A 16,674-nucleotide genomic window follows, 5' to 3' on the forward strand; every position below is an offset into this window, starting at 1 on the left:
AGGGCTGCCGATCAGCCGGCCTTCGTCGTGGTCGCGGCCGGCTTGCCTGTCGGGTTGACCGTGGCCTTCTTGGTGGGCGAGGTCGAGGGCGTCGTCGCCGTCGGCACCTGCGAGAAGGTGCGCTCCGGCACACCCAGCCAGGTCACGTGGTCGATCGGCCACACGACGAACAGGGCGCGGCCGACGATCTTGTCCATCGGAACCGAGCCGGTGGCGCCGGTGCCGTCGTCGTGCCAGCGGCTGTCGGAGGAGTCGCTGCGGTGGTCGCCCATGACCCAGATGCGTCCCGCCGGCACGGTGATGTCGAACTTCTTGCCCTCGCTGGGGTAGTCGCCCGTCTTGACGTAGGGCTCGGTGATCTCGACGCCGTTGACCTTGATCTTGCCGGTGTCGCCGTCGGCCTGGACGTGGTCGCCCGGCAGCCCGATGACGCGCTTGATGAGGTGGTTCTCGGAGTCCTCCGGCAGCAGCCCGACGAAGACGAGGGCGTCGTGGAAGGGTCCGCCGACGTTGCTGTGCTGGGCACCCAGGTCACCGAGCCACGGGCTGGGCACGCCCGGGTCCTCGAAGACGACGACGTCGCCGCGCTTGAGGTCGAAGGGCCCCGGGGTCAGCTTGCTGACGATGACGCGGTCGTCCTTGACGAGGGTGTTCTCCATCGAGCCGGACGGGATGTAGAAGGCCTGGAAGAGCCACGTCTTGACCACGAAGGACAGCGCCATCGCGAGCACGACGACGATGACGAGCTCCTTGATGCCGGCCAGGACCGTCGCGCCGAAGCTGCGGGGCTCGTCGTCGTAGTCGTCGTCGAGGTCGTCGTCCAGGTCGTCGGTGTCGTCAGCAGTGCGCCCGCGCGTCGGGTCTTCGGGGCGTCCGGTGTACTGCGACATCACTCACCATTTCGTGGGACGGAGGCAATTTGTCCTTGCTCGACCGGTCCGAGCCGATCGAGCGGCCAGTATCGCACCCAAACCTTGCCGATCATGTCGTCCCCCGGCACCATGCCGCCACCCGGGTCGCCGAGGTGCGCACGCGAGTCTGACGACGACCCGCGGTTGTCGCCCATGACCCAGAAGCGGTCCGGAGGGACCGTCACGTCGAAGGTCAGGTTGCTCGGCTTCTGCCCCGGCGCGATGTAGGGCTCGGTGACCGCGACCCCGTTGATCTCGAGCCTGCCGTCGGCCGAGCAGCACCTGACGTGGTCGCCCGGCAGGCCGATGACGCGCTTGACGTAGTCGGTCGGCTGGCCCTTGCCGGCCAGGCTCTCGACGGCCTCGACGAGCGTCTGCACGACGCCCCGTTCGGGCACGCGCAGGTTGAAGGCCTGCGACGCGTCGAAGACGACGATGTCGCCGCGCTGGAGGTCGGCCGGGGCGGTCGTGCGGCTGACGAGGATGCGGTCGCCGACGAGCAGGGTGTCCTGCATCGACTCGCTCGGGATGCCGAAGGGCGTCACGAGGAAGGCACGGAGCACGACGATGGCGAGCAGCAGCAGTGCGGGACCGAGCAGCCACCGGTGACGCCGGGCCGCGGCATACGCACCGCTCCGTCCGGAGCGCGCACGACCCTCAGCACCCTCAGCACCCTCACGACCCTCACCACCCGACCGGCCGTCGGGTGCGTCCGGCGACCCCTCCGGACGCGACGAAGGCGCGGCGGACCCCGATGCGTGGGGCGTCCCGGATGTCTCCGGGACGGCCCGTTCGGGGTCCACCGCGCCTCGCGTGACTAGACGGACGTCTGCGTCAGCAGGTCGTTCAGCTCTTGGCGCCGGCCTTGGCCGGGATGCTGTCGCGCTTCTCGCGGATCTTGGCGGCCTTGCCGCGCAGACCGCGCAGGTAGTAGAGCTTGGCGCGACGGACGTCACCGCGGGTCATGACCTCGATCTTGTCGATGACCGGGGTGTGGAGCGGGAAGGTGCGCTCGACGCCGACACCGAAGGAGATCTTGCGGACCGTGAAGGTCTCGCCGACGCCGCCGCCGTGGCGACGGATGACGATGCCCTGGAACACCTGGACACGCGAGCGCGTGCCCTCGATGACCTTGACGTGGACCTTGAGGGTGTCACCGGCGCGGAACTCGGGGATGTCCGAGCGCAGCGAGGCGGCGTTGATGTCGTCAAACGTGTGCATGATGCGTCGCTTTCCTGGGTGCCACAGGCCACCTCGTCACAAAGGTGTGGATGCGTCCGTCGGGCCGCGTCGGGTCTCCGGTGGTGCTGGTCGTGCGTGGTGGTGACCCGACTCCCCCTGTGGCAGGGGCCGTCGTGTGGCGGACGCAAGGAGCAAGTCTGCCAGAGCACGCGGCATACCTGAAATCGGTGGCGGGGGCCGAGGGCGGCCGTGCCCTAGCGTGGGCCCGTGAGCGTCTCCCCCGGCTGGCCCGTGTACGTCTGTCTCGCCGTCCTCCTGCTCGTGACCGTGGTCGCGAACCGGGTCAGCGGCATCGGTCTGGGCCGCCAGTCGGCGGTCGCCGGCGCCCGGGCCGTCGTGCAGCTCGGGCTCGTGGCTCTCGTCATCACCGCGGTGGTCGGCTCCCTCTGGTGGTCGTTCGTCGCCGTGGGCGCGATGTTCGCGACGGCCGTGGCCACCACGTCCAAGCGCGTCGGCGCCCCCGGCACGTGGCCCTGGGCGGCCGCCGCGATGGCGTGCGGCATCGTCCCGGTCGTCGGGATCGTGCTGGCCACCGGGTCGGTGCCACTGACCGGGATCGCCGTCATCCCCGTGGCCGGGATCGTCATCGGCAACACGATGACGGTGCACACGCTCGTCGGCCGGCGCACCTTCGCGGCGCTGCGCGAGGAGCACGGCCAGTACGAGGCGTCGCTGTCGCTCGGACTGACCTCGAGCCAGGCGATCGACGAGATCATCGCCCGGCGCGTACCCGAGGGGATCGTGCCGAGCCTGGACCAGGTTCGCACCTCGGGCATCGTCACCCTGCCGGGCGCCTTCATCGGCGTCATGCTCGGCGGCGGCAGTGCGGTCCAGGCCGCCACGGCCCAGGTGCTCGTGCTCTTCGCGATCATGGCGACCCAGTCGATCACCGCCGGGGTGCAGGCCGCGCTCATCCGTCGGCGTCTGCTGCTGCCGGACGACCTCGGCCTCGCGCTCGTGTCCTGACGAGCGCGTCGGTCAACGGCGGCGGCGCTTGACGAGGGTGACCGCGCCGGGGATCGGAGCGGCCGTCTCGGCCAGCCGGTAGCCCGCCTTCCTGTACATCCGCAGGTTGTCCGCGCTGCGGGCTCCCGTGTGGAGGGTGAACGTGCGTATGCCGTCCGGCGCGGTGGACTCGGCGTGCTCGAGCAGTCGTCGGCCGAGTCCACGACCCTGCAGGTCGGGCACGACGCAGAGGCGGCCGATGAACCAGTCGTCGTCGGTGGAGCCCGGGGAGGTGCGCACGGCGCCGACGAGGCGGCCGCCGCTGCGGGCGAGCCAGGTCCGGGTGTGCTCCAGGCCGGCGCTCACGTCCTCGAGGGTCTCGTGGAGGGCCGGGATGTCGAGGGTGTCGTTGGCGATGGCCTCCTGCACCCAGCAGGCCCGGGTCAGCACGAGCAGCTCCGGCACGTCGCCCGGGGTGGCCGCGCTGATGTCGACGTCGCGGCCGTCGGCGGCGTGCGAGGCGTGGAGCAGGTCGGGTCGGCGCGCCGCCGTGCGGGCGAGCCGCTGCTCGTGGCGCCAGCCGGCGATGGCGCCGTGGTTGCCCGAGAGCAGGACCGGGGGCACGTCGCGTCCGTTCCAGGAGCTGGGCTTGGTGTAGATGGGGTACTCGAGCAGCCCGTCCTCGTGGGACTCCTCGACGAGCGACTCGGCGTTGCCGATGACGCCGGGCACGAGGCGCCCGACGGCCTCGACCATCGCGAGCACGGCCACCTCGCCGCCGTTGAGGACGTAGTCGCCGAGGCTGACGACCGACACCTCGAGGCCGAGGTCCTCGCGGGCGTGGTCGTAGACGCGCTCGTCGATGCCCTCGTAGCGGCCGCACGCGAAGGCGAGCCACGGCTCCTGCGCGAGCTCGCGCGCAAGCGCCTGCGTGAACGGCTGCCCACCCGGCCCGGGGACGATGAGCCGCGGCTTGGCGCCGGTCGGGTTGTCTTGCGCGAGAACGTGCTCGAGAGCCTCGGACCAGGGCTGCGGCTTCATGACCATGCCGGCCCCGCCGCCGTAGGGCGTGTCGTCGACGGTGCGGTGGCGGTCGTGGGTGAAGTCGCGCAGGTCGTGCACCCGGACGTCGAGCAGCCCGTCCTCGCGCGCCTTGCCGATGAGCGACAGGTCGAGCGGGGCGAGGTAGTCGGGGAAGATCGTGACGACGTCGACGCGCATGGCCGGGGCCTGCTGCTCGGGCACCGTCACTCGGCGCCTTCGCGGTAGAGGTCGAACAGCCCGGGCGGCGGGTCGACGACGACGTGGTCGTCGGCGACGACGGGCACGATGCGCTTGACGAACGGGACATAGGCCGTGACCCCGTCGGTGAGCGTCACGACGAGGCGGTCCTGGGCGGGACCGATCTCGAGCCCGCTGACCGTGCCGACCGCCTCGCCGCTCGTGTCGCGCACCTCGAGACCGACGAGGTCCTCCTCGTAGTAGGCCTCGTCCTCGGCCTGGGGGTCGGACTCGGGCAGCACGAGCCGGGTGCCGCGCAGCCCCTCGGCGCCGGTGCGGTCGGGGATCTCCTCGAAGGTCAGCAGCCAGATGCCGCGGTGCACCCGCGTCGACGCGACCGTGAGCTCGTGCGGCACCCCGGAACCCGGCTCGGCCTCGGTCGCGATGACGGCGCCGACGGCGAACCGCGTCTCGGGGTCGTCGGTGTGCAGCTGGACGGTCACCTCTCCCTGCAGGCCGTGAGGTTTGCCGATGCGGGCCAGGACGACGTTCATGGGCCGAATCCTCTCAGTTCTGGGGGGCGCGGGAGACCAGCGGGCGCCAGGTGGGGGCAGGCACGACGAGAGGGGACGACGAGAGGGGCGCCCCGGATGATCCGGGACGCCCCTCTCGGTGACTCGCGTGGAGTCTCGACGCTCAGCGCGCGCGGTCGGTGTCGACGATGTCGACGCGCACGTTGTTGTTGCCTGCGAGGGCGCCGACGACGGTGCGCAGGGCGCTCGCCGTGCGGCCGGAGCGGCCGATGACGCGGCCGAGGTCGTCGGGGTGGACCCGGACCTCGAGCAGCTCACCGCGGCGCAGCTCCTTGCGACGCACGACGACGTCCTCGTCGTGGTCGACGATGCCCTTGACGAGGTGCTCGAGCGCCTCCTCGAGCATGCTCAGGCCTCGGCCTTCGCGGACTCGTCGGCCTTGTCGGCGGCAGGAGCCTCGGTCGTCTCGTCAGCCTTCTCGTCCGCCTTGGCCTCGGCCTTGGGCTCGGACTTCTTGGCGGCCTTCTTGCGGGGCGTCGTGCCCTCGGTGCCGGAGTCGTTCTTGCCACCGGCAGCGGCGACAGCAGCCTCGTAGAGGTCCTTCTTCGAGGTCTTCGGCTCCTTGGTCTGGAGCTTGCCCTCGTCGACGATCTTGATGAGCGCGGCGACGGCCTCGGTCGGCTGCGCGCCCTGGCCCAGCCAGTAGTGCGCGCGCTCGATGTCGATGTCGATGAGCGACGGCTGCTCGGTGGGGTGGTACTTGCCGATCTCCTCGATCGCACGGCCGTCGCGCTTGGTGCGCGAGTCCATGACGACGACGCGGTAGAACGGTGCACGGATCTTGCCCATGCGCTTCAGACGGATCTTGACTGCCATGGTGGCGGTCTCCTCAACCAGTAGTGAGCGCGGCGAGACCGACTGGGTTCAGCCGGGGTGCCGACGCTCGGTGTGTAGGCGTCCGGTCCAGCCGAGAGGGGGCCGGACGGGTACAGCCCTCCATTCTGCCAGACGTGAGGGGATGCTCCGGACACGGCCCCGGATCGCGCTCGCGGACGTATGCCGTGTCGCCGGTCAGGCGTAGGCCGCGCGGACCGCGAGCGCGTGCCTCACGACGTCCCGGCGGGGCACGTCGACGGCGTGGTCCAGGACGGGCACGCCGGAGGGCTCGTAGCCGGCCCGGGCGAGGCCCATGCGCAGCTCGGGGCCACTGAGCCTGCCCTCGACGACCCCGCCGACGGGCGAGCAGCGGAGCAGCTCGAAGAGGGCGGCCGGACTCTCGACGGCGGTCGAGGAGAAGAGCGGGACGCCGAGCTCGGCGGCTACGGCGGCGCCGAGGCTCGTGCCGCCGTAGCCGTAGCCGGCACCTCCGAGCCCGGTGACGACGCAGGCGATCCGCCGGTGGCCGTGCGGACGGTAGGGCACGGCCGGCCAGTCGCTCGAGAGCATGGCGAAGCGCTCGTGGTCGCGCCAGTCGCGGCGGCCGTCGAGGCCGGGCAGGTGCAGGAAGTCGCGGGAGAAGCCCTCCTGGACGAAGCCGAGCGAGCGCACGAGCCCGGCGGACCGGTGGTTGGCCGGCTGGATATTGGCCTCGACGCGGTGCAGGCCCATGCCCTGGGGCGGGTCGGCGAAGACGAGGTCGAGCGTCAGGCGCAGCCCTTCGACGAAGAGGCTGCGGCCGGCATACGGGTCGTAGGAGTCGTAGCCGACGCTCGCGCTGCGGAAGGAGCCGCCGACGACGTTGGCGACGTTGATCCGACCGACGAGCCCGTGCGAGCCCTCGGTTTCGAGCGCGTGCACCATGAAGGTCCGGTAGGTCGGCGACTGGTTGTCGATGACGACCGGCAGGTTGTGCGGGTCGGGCATCGCGAAGTCGGCGAGGCGCCGCTCCGAGAGGGTCACCGCGGCGGTGTAGGCCTCGATGTCGGCCGGGTTCGGCGGACGGACCGTGACCCGCTCCCCCGTGGCCGTGAAGGGCGGCTCGTCGGCAGCGGGCTCGGCGGGGTGCCGGACAGGGGGCTGGGCGGCGTGCTCGGCGGCGTGGTCAGGCGACAACGCGGCCTCGCAGGACCACGCCGAGCGGGTCGGCGACGACGGTGACGTCGGCGAGCGGGTCGGACGCGTAGACCACGAGGTCGGCGTCCTCGCCCTCGACGAGCCCGGGGCGTCCGAGCCACTCGCGGGCGGCCCACGTGGCGGCGGCGACGACCTCGCCGTTGGTGAGCCCGGCCTTGGTGAGCTCGACCATCTCCCGCGCGACCAGCCCGTGCGGCAGGCTCCCGCCGGCGTCGGTGCCGACGTAGATGGGCACCCCGGCCTCGTGCGCGGCCCCGACGGTGGCGTAGCGCCGCTCGTGGAGGTCGAGCATGTGGCGGTGGTAGCCGGGGAACTTCTCCTTGGCCGGCGCGGCCAGGTCGGGGAACTGGGCGATGTTGACGAGGGTCGGCACGATGGCGATGCCCTGGGCGGCGAACGTGTCGATGGAGTCCTCCTGCAGCCCCGTCGCGTGCTCGATGCAGTCGATGCCGGCAGCCGCGAGGTCGCGCAGGGACTCCTCGCCGAAGCAGTGGGCCGTGACGCGCACGCCCTCCTCGTGGGCCGCGGCGATCGCGTCGGCGACGGCCGCCCGCGACCAGCTCGGGGCCAGGTCGCCCACGTCGCGGTCGATCCAGTCCCCGACGAGCTTGACCCACCCGTCGCCGCGGTGCGCCTCGAGGCGGACGTGGCGGGCCAGCTCGTCCTCCTCGACCTCGTGGGCGAAGTTGCGGATGTAGCGCCGGGTGCGCGCGATGTGGCGGCCGGCGCGGATGATCTTCGGCAGGTCCTCGCGCTCGTCGACCCATCTCGTGTCTCCGGGCTGGCCGGCGTCGCGGATGAGGAGCGTCCCGTGGTCGCGGTCGGTGAGCGCCTGCTGCTCGGCCTCCTCGCGCGGCACCTCGCCGTGCGGGCCCAGGCCGACGTGGCAGTGGGCGTCGACGAGGCCGGGCAGCACCCAGCCCTCGAGCGTCTGCACGTCGCTGCGGTCGGCGGGTGGCGTGAACGAGATGCGCCCCCCGACCACCCACAGCTCGTCGACGACCTCGTCGGGACCGACGAGCACCCGACCGCGGACGTGGAGCACCGGTGCACTCGTTGCACTCATGGACCGACCCTAGCTGCAGGATCACCCGCGTCCCGGGAGGGCGTGCGGGGGTGCGCCGGAACGGCCGAGCCGGTCCCGTGTGCAGCTTTCGGGGTCAGGACTCCGGCCACTGCACACACGACGCTGCACGTCCACGAGGACGTATGCCGCCGCACCCGGTCGGGCACGGCGGCATACGTCCTCGGTGGGCTCGGGTCAGCGACCGCCGAGGAACTTCTCGAAGCCCTTGGGCAGGTTGGAGGCGTCGAAGCCGGCCAGTGGGTCGGCGTCTGCCGCGCCGTCGGCGTCGGCGCCGGGAGCCCCGAACGCGCTCGCAGCCGAGGCGGCCCGGCCCGAGGCCGCCTTCTCCGCCGCTGCCCGCTCCTCGGCGGCCCGCTTGGCGGGGTTGCCGCTCTTGCTCTTCTTGCGCTGCGGCTGCTGCTTGCCGCGCTTGCCGGCACCGGGGATGCCCGGCATGCCGGGAATGCCGCCACCACCGCCGCGCGCCATCGACTTCATCATCTTCTGGGCCTGGCCGAAGCGCTCGAGCAGCTGGTTGACCTCGGTCACCGTGACACCGGAGCCCTTGGCGATGCGGGCCCGGCGCGAGCCGTTGATCTGCTTCGGGTGGGTGCGCTCGAAGGGGGTCATCGAGCGGACCATCGCCTCGACGCGGTCGAACTCGCGGTCGTCGAAGGCGTCGAGCTGGTCACGCATCCCCTGCATGCCCGGCATCATCTTGAGCATCGACTTGAGCGAGCCCATCTTCTTGATGGCGTTCATCTGCTGGAGGAAGTCCTCGAAGGTGAAGTCCTCCTCCGCGAGGAACTTGCGCGCCATCTCGTCGGCCTGGCGCTTGTCGAACGCCTTCTCGGCCTGCTCGATCAGCGTCAGCACGTCACCCATGTCAAGGATGCGGCTGGCCATGCGGTCGGGGTGGAAGACCTCGAAGTCGGTGACCTTCTCACCGGTCGAGGCGAACATGATCGGCTCGCCGGTCAGCTCGGCGACCGACAGGGCGGCGCCGCCGCGCGCGTCGCCGTCGAGCTTGGACAGCACGACACCGGTGAACGCGACGCCCTCGTGGAAGGCCTGGGCCGTCTCGACAGCGGCCTGGCCGATCATCGCGTCGAGGACGAAGAGGACCTCGTCGGGCGCGATGGCCGCGCGGATGTCGCCCGCCTGCTGCATGAGGTTGGCGTCGACCGCCAGGCGACCGGCGGTGTCGACGATGACGACGTCGTACTGCTTGGCGCGGGCCTGCTCGATGCCCATCCGCGAGACGGACACCGGGTCACCGAAGGAGCGGGTGCCCTCGCCGGAGTCGAGGACGGCGTCGTGGCCGCCCATGTTGCCGCGCTCGGGCGCGAAGACCGGGATGCCCGCGCGCTCACCGACGACCTCGAGCTGGGTGACGGCGTTGGGGCGCTGCAGGTCGGCCGCGACGAGCAGGGGCGTGTGCCCCTGGTCCTTGAGCCACTTGCCGAGCTTGCCGGCGAAGGTCGTCTTGCCCGAGCCCTGCAGGCCCGCGAGCATGATGACCGTCGGCGGCTGCTTGGCGAAGCGGATGGTGCGCGTCTGCCCGCCGAGGATGCCGACGAGCTCCTCCTGCACGATCTTGACGACCTGCTGCGCCGGGTTGAGCGCCTGGCTGACCTCGGCACCGAGGGCCCGCTCGCGCACCGACCCCGTGAAGCGCTTGACGACGGGCAGCGCCACGTCGGCGTCGAGCAGGGCGAGGCGGATGTCGCGGATCGTCGCGTTGACGTCGGACTCCGTGAGCCGGCCCTTGCCGCGGAGGTTCTTGAACGTCGCGGTCAGGCGGTCAGACAGGGATGCAAACACCGGGCAAGGTTATCCGCTCCGGCGCGTGGGTCCGACCCGACGCCCGAGGACGTATGCCGTGAGCCTCCGTCACGCGTGGCGGTTACGTTGGTCCGATGGCTGACCTCATCGACAAGATCGCGTGGATCCACCTGGAGGAGCGCCGGCTGCTCGTGGCCCGCAACACCGGACGGGAGCGCTTCTACCTGCCCGGCGGCAAGCGGGAGCCCGGCGAGAGCGACGTGGACACGTTGGTCCGCGAGCTCGACGAGGAGCTGGCCGTGACGGTGGAGCCGTCGACAGCCCTGCACGTCGGCACGTTCGAGGCCCCGGCCGACGCCCGCGCGGACGGGCTGCTCGTCCGGCTCACCTGCTACACCGCCGTGCACACCGGCCGGCTCGTGCCGTCGCGCGAGATCGAGGAGATCGCGTGGGTCACGGCCGGCGACGGCGACCGGGTCTCCGCCGTCGACCGGCTCGTCCTGGCCCACCTGCACGAGGCCGACCTCCTCGACTGAGCCGAGCCGCTCCCCCCGGTTCGATGTATCTGCGCGGCCCAGGCGCCGCGCAGACACATCGAACCGCTGTCGGGTGCCGGTGGGATGAGGAGGCTGCTCAGTCGGCGTCGCAGGTGTCGATGATCATCGCCACCGCCTGGGCGGCCCTGGCCGGCGCGAGCTGGCCACCACCGAACTCGGTCACGTAGAACGTGTCGAGGGTCTGGCCGGCATACGTGGCGATGTGCGCGGAGCGCACCGACAGCGAGGCGCGGGCCAGGGTGATCCCGATGTCCTGGAGCAGCCCGGGCCGGTCGGTCGCGCGGACCTCGATGACCGTGGCGCTCTCGGACGCGCTGCTGATCACCATGGCCCGCGTCGAGTCGACCGAGCCCGAGCCGGGGCTGCGCACCCCGGTGGACTTGCGCCGCTGCAGCTTGCCCAGGGGCGAGCGGTCGCCCTTGCCCACCCGGACGAGGTCACGCGCGATGACCGGCGGCAGCGGTGTCTCCCCGCCCGGCGAGTCGACCCACCACTCGTTGACCGCCACGCCGTCGACGGTGCGCACGATCGCCGAGCGCACGACGAACCCGTGGGCCGCCAGCAGGCCCGCGGTGTCGGCGAACAGGCCTGCGCGGTCGCGGTCGATGATGTCGATGCGGTGCGCGCCGCCGAGCGACGACACGGTGACGTAGGGCTCTCCGGACGCGATCTGGTCGAGGGCGTCGTCGGAGAGCGACAGGGTCTCGATCGGTTCCACGACGAGCGCCCCCTCTCCTCGGTTCTGGTTGCTCTGGGTGGTCAGGGCCGTGCGACAGGCCTGGTAGAGGCGCTGGACGAGTCCGGCGCGCCAGTCGCTCCAGGCCTTGGGGCCGGCCGCCGACGCGTCCGCCTCGGTGAGGGCGCGCAGCAGGTCGAGGGTCGCGGCCGAGCCGTCGACGGCCTCGGACAGGGCGGCGATGGTCGCCGGGTCCTCGGGGTCGCGACGGGTCGCGAGCTCCACCAGGGTCAGGTGCTCACGCACGAGCCGCACCACGGTGCGGCGGTCGGCGTCGGTGACGCCCATCCGCTGGAGCACCGTGTCGGCCAGGTCGGCGCCGGTGACGCTGTGGTCCTGCGACCCCGGCACCTTGCCGATGTCGTGCAGCACCGCGGCGAGCATGAGCAGGTCGGGGCGGGCGACGTCGCGGACCATGCCACTCGCGGCCACGACCGTCTCGATGAGGTGCCGGTCGACGGTGTGCCGGTGGACGGCGTTGCGCTGCGGACGGCTGCGGACCGCCTGCCACTCCGGGATCCAGCGCTCGACGACGCCGGCCAGGTCGAGCCCCTCCCAGACGGTGACGAGCCCGGGGCCCGACGCCAGCAGGTCGGCGAAGAGGTTGCGGGCGACCTCGGGCCACGGCTCCGGCAGGGCCGGCGCGGTCGCAGCCAGGTTCTTCAGGGTCGTCGGCGAGAGCGGGATGCCGCCCCGTGCGGCCACGACGGCGGCGCGCAGCGGGATGATCGGGTCCGAGGACAGGTCGGCCGACGGCCCGAGGACCGCCTCGCCGTCGTGCCGGTAGAGCCCGTAGCCCAGCGGAGCGAGCTGCGGCCGGCGCGGACCGACGCGCAGGGTTCGGGCGCGCTGGGACTGCATGGCGCGGCGCAGGGTGCCGTCGACGGCATACGCGATCGTGCGGGCCGAGGTGGAGAGGTCGGTCAGCAGGTCGTCGGCGTCGGTGTAGCCGAGCAGGGCGGCGCACGCGTCCTGGTCGTCACGGGTCAGGCGGTCGCGGCCGCGCCCGGTGACGACGTGGATGGCGTCGCGCACGTCGAGGATGCGCTCGTAGGCCTCGTCCACCTCGCCGTGGGGGCGGTCGGTCAGCCAGGCGGCGGTGAGCGCCCTCAGCACCGACATGTCGCGCAGGCCGCCGTGGGCCTCCTTGAGGTCGGGCTCGATGAGGTGGGCGAGGTCGCCCTGCCGGGCGTGCCGCTGCACCACCGAGTCCTGCATCTCGCCGAGGCGCGTGCGGGCGTTGGCCCGCCAGTCGTGGGCCACGGTCGAGCGGGCGGCGTTGACGACGTCGGCGTCACCCGCGACGTGCGTCAGGTCGAGCAGGCCGACCGCGGCCGACAGGTCGTCGGACGCGACGGCCCGGCAGTCGGCCACGGTGCGCACGCTGTGGTCGAGCCGGACCCCGGCGTCCCAGATCGGGTACCAGAGCTTGTCGGCGAAGGCGCCGACCTCCTTGCCCGACAGCCCGCGCGGGTGGTGCACGAGCACCAGGTCGTAGTCGCTGAGCGGTCCGCCGTCGCCGCGGGCGAGGGAGCCGACGGCGGCGAGGGCCACGCCCTCGTGCCGGCGTCCGGCGCACGCCTCGCGCCAGAGCTCCTGGAGCCAGCCGAACCCGAACTCCGCGAGCGCCCGGCGCCGGGTCTGGCCGGCGCCGGGCGTCGCGAAGGTGCGGGTGCCGGCGAGGTCGAGACGTCGTGAGGTCACATCCGTCATGTCAGGTCTCGCCGTCCCCTTGTGGTGCGTGTGGTGGTCTTCGGTGCGGTCCCGAGTGGTGCGTCGACGCTCAGAGGGCGTCGACGCCCCGCTCGCCGGTGCGGACCCGCACCACGTCCTCGACCGGGACGGACCAGATCTTGCCGTCGCCGATGCGACCGGTCTGGGCGGCCTTGAGGATGACCTCGAGGACGTCCGTGGAGTCGACGTCGTCGACGAGGACCTCCAGGCGCACCTTCGGCACGAAGTCGACGGTGTACTCGGCGCCTCGGTAGACCTCGCTGTGGCCGCGCTGGCGGCCGTAGCCGCTGGCCTCGCTGATGGTCATGCCGGCCACCCCGAAGGCTTCCAGCGCCTCCTTCACCTCGTCGAGCTGGTGCGGCTTGATGATGGCGGTGATGAGCTTCACGCGGATGCCCCTTCCTTGGAGGACGGCTCGTCGGCGACGGGCTGTCGGGTTCGTTCGGCCACGACGCCCGAGGTGGGCAGGCTACGGCTGCCACCCGTGAACGAGCCGAGGTCGTACGCGGTCTCTGCGTGCTCCAGCAGGTCGATGCCGCTGACCTCCTCCTCCTCGGAGATGGTGAAGCCCATGGTCTTGTGCAGGACCCAGCCGATGGCGAAGGTCACCACGAAGGAGTAGACCAGCACCGCGACCGCCCCCAGGGTCTGGGCCCACAGCTGCCCGAAGCCTCCGCCGAAGAAGAGACCGTCGTTCATCTTCAGGCCCGCCGTGCCGGTCGGGCTGTTGGTCGCGTCGGCGAAGAAACCGATGAGCAGGGTGCCGATGAGGCCGCCGACGAGGTGCACGCCGACCACGTCGAGGCTGTCGTCGAAGCCGAAGCGGAACTTGAGGCCGACGGCGAGGGCACAGCCCACACCGGCCGCGAGACCGACGACGAGGGCGCCCCACGGGGAGACGGTGGCGCAGGCCGGGGTGATGGCGACGAGACCGGCGACGACACCGGAGGCCGCACCGAGGGAGGTGGCGTGGCCGTCGCGGATCTTCTCCGTGATGAGCCAGCCGAGCATGGCCGTGCAGGTGGCGCCGAGGGTGTTGACCCAGACGCCGGAGGCCAGGGTGCCTGCGCTGAGCGCCGAGCCGGCGTTGAAGCCGAACCAGCCGAACCACAGGATGCCGGCACCGATCATGACCAGCGTCAGGTTGTGCGGACGCATCGGCTCCTTGGGCCACCCGACCCGCTTGCGGAGCAGGATGGCCAGGGCCAGGCCCGCGACACCGGCGTTGATGTGGATGGCCGTGCCACCCGCGAAGTCGTAGGCGCCGGCGCCGCCGAGGAAGAGCCCCTCGGCCTTGTTGGCGATCCAGCCGCCCGTCTCGGCCGCGAAGCCGTTGAAGGCGAAGACCCAGTGGGCCGCCGGGAAGTAGACGAGCGTCGCCCAGATGACCGTGAAGACCGTCCACGTGACGAACTTGGCCCGGTCGGCGATGGCGCCGGAGACGAGAGCCACGGCGATGATCGCGAAGACGACCTGGAAGGCGACGAAGGCGCCGCCGGGGATGCCGCCCGCAGCCGGCGTCCCCCCGGATGCCGGGACGAAGCCGTAGATGGCATCGAGCACGCCCGTGAGCCCGAAGTGTTCGAAGGGATTGCCGAGGAGACCGCCGCCGACGTCGTTGCCGAACGTCTCGCTGTAGCCCCAGAGGATCCACACCGTGCCGACCGTCCCCATGGTGATGAACGACATCATCATCATGTTGAGGACGCTCTTGGTGCGGACCATGCCGCCGTAGAAGAGGGCGAGACCGGGCGTCATGAACAGGACCAGGGCGGCCGCTGCCAGGACCCACGCGGTGTTCCCGCTGTCGGTGAACGGCGCTTCTGCCGTCACGTAGGTAAGTGCGCTCATGGCGAGAACGATGGACGGGCCCAATTTCGGGCGACGGCGCCGTTTGTTACAGGCATGTCAACAACGGGTGGGCGGTGTTAGCGGATGGTTTCCCCCACCGTGGCCGTCCGGATCGTGGACTCCCCCGACCGACCGCTGGACGGCGTCGGCCACCGCGCCCCTCTCGGGAACGCACGTATGCCGCCCGGCTGGGCCGGACGGCATACGTGGAGTGGTCGGGGGTGGTCTGGTCGGGGTGGACCGCCGGCACGCCCTGGGTTGCGCCCTTCCCCGGCTCCAGCTCAGGGTGGGAGGGGACTACATGACGATGGCGTCGACGAAGGCCTCGGGGTCGAAGGGGGCGAGGTCGTCGGGTCCTTCACCGAGGCCGACGAGCTTGACCGGGACGCCGAGCTGGCGCTGGACCGCGACGACGATGCCGCCCTTGGCCGTGCCGTCGAGCTTGGTCAGCACGATGCCGGTGACGTCGACCGCCTCGGAGAAGACCTTGGTCTGCTGGAGGCCGTTCTGGCCGGTCGTCGCGTCGAGGACGAGCAGGACCTCGTCGATCTCGCTCTGCTTCTCGATGACGCGCTTGACCTTGCCGAGCTCGTCCATGAGGCCGACCTTGTTGTGGAGGCGGCCGGCGGTGTCGATGATGACGACGTCGACCTCCTCCTCGATGCCGGCCTTGACCGCGTCGAAGGCGACGGCCGCCGGGTCGGCGTTGTCCTTGTCGGACCGCACGGTGGCGACCCCGACGCGGGCGCCCCACGTCTCGAGCTGGTCGGCGGCAGCGGCGCGGAAGGTGTCGGCCGCGCCGAGCAGCACCTCGCGGTCCTCGGCGACGAGCACGCGGGCGAGCTTGCCGACCGTCGTCGTCTTGCCGGTGCCGTTGACGCCGACGACCAGGATGACGGCGGGACGGTCACCGACGCGGCTGCTCGCGATGCGGCGGTCCATGTCGGGCTGGACGAGCGCGAGGAGGTCCTCGCGGAGCCATCCACGGACGGTCGCCTCGTCGGTCGTGCCGTCGACCTTGACGCGCGTGCGCAGCGAGTCGACGAGCTCCATCGTCGCCTCGACCCCGAGGTCGGAGGAGATGAGGGTGTCCTCGACCTCCTCCCAGGCCTCCTCGTCGAGCTTGCCCCGCGACAGCAGGGCCAGCAGGCCCTGGCCGATGGAGGAGTTGGAGCGGGCCAGGCGCGCGCGAAGGCGCTGCAGCCGGCCACGGGCGGACTCCGGGCGCTCGAGGGTCGGCTCGGGCGCGGTGGGTGCGGTCGGTTCCTCGACCTGGACCTCGGCAGGCGCCCCCGGCGCCTCGGGCGCCTCGACCGTGTCGGTCGGGCCCGCGGGCGGGCGGCGGTCGAGGTCCTCGGCGGGCAGCCCCGGTCGTGCGGGAGGCGCCTGGCGCTCGAGGGTGCGGCCGCGGCCGCGCAGGAGGCTGACGCCGTAGCCGACGGCGCCGAGCACGATGGCGACGCCGATGATGACGTAGATCAAGACTGTGTCCACGTCAGCCATCCAACCACGGTCGCGGCGACGCCCCGTTCGCCCACGAGGCGGCCGGGAGCCCCATGAACCGGGGCGTCAGCCGGGTGTCCGGACGCGGCTCGACCACCGGTGTCCGCCGGTGGTCGAGGGATGGGCAGGTGGTCGGCGCGGCCCTAGTGGGTGCGGGCGCGCGGTCGGCCGAGGGTGGCGGCGCGGCGACGTGCCGAGCGTGCGACCCCTTCCCCCTTGGTGGTGAGCAGGTCGCGGCCGCCGCGGTGCGCGGGCACCGCCACGACGCCGACGACCGCGACACCGAGCACGGTGACGACGAGCATCGAGATGACCAGGAAGACCATGTGACAAGAGTGACGCATGTGACTGGCGTGACGCAAATAGCATGAAGTGACGATTTGGCAACTCCAACGTGCCGGCGCGCGGCCACTCCGGGCATCCCGACCGATCGGACCGAGCGACACCGAGCCACGCGCGCGACCCACCTCGGGCGACACCGAGCAGCCGGACACGGCCGGGCCGGCCCTCCCTGGCC

General features: G+C 71.9%; 17 protein-coding genes. 2 read left to right on the plus strand and 15 right to left on the minus strand.

The window, feature by feature from the left end; all coding sequences use genetic code 11:
• Positions 1-11: 11 nt before the first annotated feature.
• The 3 genes from lepB (ABD297_RS06155) to rplS are packed head-to-tail and all read right to left on the minus strand — an operon-like array spanning position 12 to position 2,132.
• Positions 12-890 carry a signal peptidase I gene (lepB, locus tag ABD297_RS06155; RefSeq protein ID WP_344253945.1) on the minus strand — a complete coding sequence of 293 codons (879 nt, stop codon included), beginning with the start codon at positions 888-890 and terminating at the stop codon, positions 12-14.
• Positions 890-1,714 carry a signal peptidase I gene (gene lepB, locus ABD297_RS06160; protein ID WP_344253946.1) on the minus strand — a complete coding sequence of 275 codons (825 nt, stop codon included), beginning with the start codon at positions 1,712-1,714 and terminating at the stop codon, positions 890-892. Before lepB (ABD297_RS06160) ends, lepB (ABD297_RS06155) begins: the two co-directional genes overlap by 1 nt.
• 43 nt (positions 1,715-1,757) lie before the next feature.
• Complete coding sequence (rplS, locus tag ABD297_RS06165; protein ID WP_344253947.1) at positions 1,758-2,132, minus strand: 50S ribosomal protein L19; 375 nt, start codon at positions 2,130-2,132, stop codon at positions 1,758-1,760.
• Positions 2,133-2,360: 228 nt separating this feature from the next.
• On the opposite strand from rplS, the gene ABD297_RS06170 reads away from it, so the two are divergent.
• On the plus strand, positions 2,361-3,119 hold the full coding sequence (locus tag ABD297_RS06170; protein ID WP_344253948.1) for an ABC transporter permease: 759 nt from the start codon (positions 2,361-2,363) through the stop codon (positions 3,117-3,119).
• 12 nt (positions 3,120-3,131) lie between these two features.
• Here the strand turns inward: ABD297_RS06170 and trmD are convergent, their stop codons facing one another.
• From trmD to ffh, 7 genes are all read right to left on the minus strand, one after another.
• A complete protein-coding gene (trmD, locus tag ABD297_RS06175; protein ID WP_344254018.1) occupies positions 3,132-4,319 on the minus strand; it encodes a tRNA (guanosine(37)-N1)-methyltransferase TrmD in 1,188 nt (395 codons plus the stop codon).
• Between the two features lie 26 nt (positions 4,320-4,345).
• Entirely contained in the window at positions 4,346-4,873 is a 528-nt protein-coding gene (rimM, locus tag ABD297_RS06180; protein ID WP_344253949.1) for a ribosome maturation factor RimM, read from the minus strand.
• A gap of 142 nt (positions 4,874-5,015) precedes the next feature.
• On the minus strand, positions 5,016-5,258 hold the full coding sequence (locus tag ABD297_RS06185; RefSeq protein WP_030146663.1) for an RNA-binding protein: 243 nt from the start codon (positions 5,256-5,258) through the stop codon (positions 5,016-5,018).
• Between the two features lie 2 nt (positions 5,259-5,260).
• Positions 5,261-5,728 carry a 30S ribosomal protein S16 gene (gene rpsP / locus ABD297_RS06190; protein WP_344253950.1) on the minus strand — a complete coding sequence of 156 codons (468 nt, stop codon included), beginning with the start codon at positions 5,726-5,728 and terminating at the stop codon, positions 5,261-5,263.
• A 195-nt stretch (positions 5,729-5,923) separates the two neighbouring features.
• Positions 5,924-6,904 carry a GNAT family N-acetyltransferase gene (locus ABD297_RS06195; RefSeq protein ID WP_344253951.1) on the minus strand — a complete coding sequence of 327 codons (981 nt, stop codon included), beginning with the start codon at positions 6,902-6,904 and terminating at the stop codon, positions 5,924-5,926.
• Positions 6,894-7,991 carry an amidohydrolase family protein gene (locus ABD297_RS06200; RefSeq protein ID WP_344253952.1) on the minus strand — a complete coding sequence of 366 codons (1,098 nt, stop codon included), beginning with the start codon at positions 7,989-7,991 and terminating at the stop codon, positions 6,894-6,896. Before ABD297_RS06200 ends, ABD297_RS06195 begins: the two co-directional genes overlap by 11 nt.
• A 195-nt stretch (positions 7,992-8,186) precedes the next feature.
• Positions 8,187-9,815: a signal recognition particle protein gene (gene ffh, locus ABD297_RS06205; RefSeq protein ID WP_344253954.1), complete on the minus strand. Its 1,629-nt coding sequence runs from the start codon at positions 9,813-9,815 to the stop codon at positions 8,187-8,189.
• Positions 9,816-9,910: 95 nt separating this feature from the next.
• Here ffh and ABD297_RS06210 point away from each other — a divergent pair, with 95 nt between their 5' ends.
• The gene (locus tag ABD297_RS06210; protein ID WP_344253955.1) at positions 9,911-10,312 is read left to right on the plus strand and encodes an NUDIX hydrolase; all 402 of its coding nucleotides are present in this window, start codon (positions 9,911-9,913) and stop codon (positions 10,310-10,312) included.
• 97 nt (positions 10,313-10,409) lie between these two features.
• Here ABD297_RS06210 and ABD297_RS06215 read toward each other — a convergent pair whose 3' ends face one another.
• From ABD297_RS06215 to ABD297_RS06235, 5 genes are all read right to left on the minus strand, one after another.
• Positions 10,410-12,782 (minus strand): [protein-PII] uridylyltransferase, encoded by a 2,373-nt coding sequence (locus ABD297_RS06215; protein WP_344253956.1) that lies wholly within the window; start codon positions 12,780-12,782, stop codon positions 10,410-10,412.
• 70 nt (positions 12,783-12,852) lie between these two features.
• Positions 12,853-13,191, minus strand: coding sequence for a P-II family nitrogen regulator (locus ABD297_RS06220; protein WP_344253958.1), 339 nt, complete (start codon positions 13,189-13,191; stop codon positions 12,853-12,855).
• The gene (locus ABD297_RS06225) at positions 13,188-14,654 is read right to left on the minus strand and encodes an ammonium transporter (RefSeq protein ID WP_344253959.1); all 1,467 of its coding nucleotides are present in this window, start codon (positions 14,652-14,654) and stop codon (positions 13,188-13,190) included. The genes ABD297_RS06220 and ABD297_RS06225 overlap by 4 nt, the downstream gene beginning before the upstream one ends.
• 297 nt (positions 14,655-14,951) lie before the next feature.
• Positions 14,952-16,157: a signal recognition particle-docking protein FtsY gene (gene ftsY, locus ABD297_RS06230; protein ID WP_344253961.1), complete on the minus strand. Its 1,206-nt coding sequence runs from the start codon at positions 16,155-16,157 to the stop codon at positions 14,952-14,954.
• A 143-nt stretch (positions 16,158-16,300) separates the two neighbouring features.
• Positions 16,301-16,483: a hypothetical protein gene (locus tag ABD297_RS06235; protein ID WP_344253962.1), complete on the minus strand. Its 183-nt coding sequence runs from the start codon at positions 16,481-16,483 to the stop codon at positions 16,301-16,303.
• Positions 16,484-16,674: the final 191 nt, after the last annotated feature.

Source organism: Terrabacter carboxydivorans (assembly GCF_039532035.1).
Lineage (GTDB): Bacteria > Actinomycetota > Actinomycetes > Actinomycetales > Dermatophilaceae > Terrabacter > Terrabacter carboxydivorans.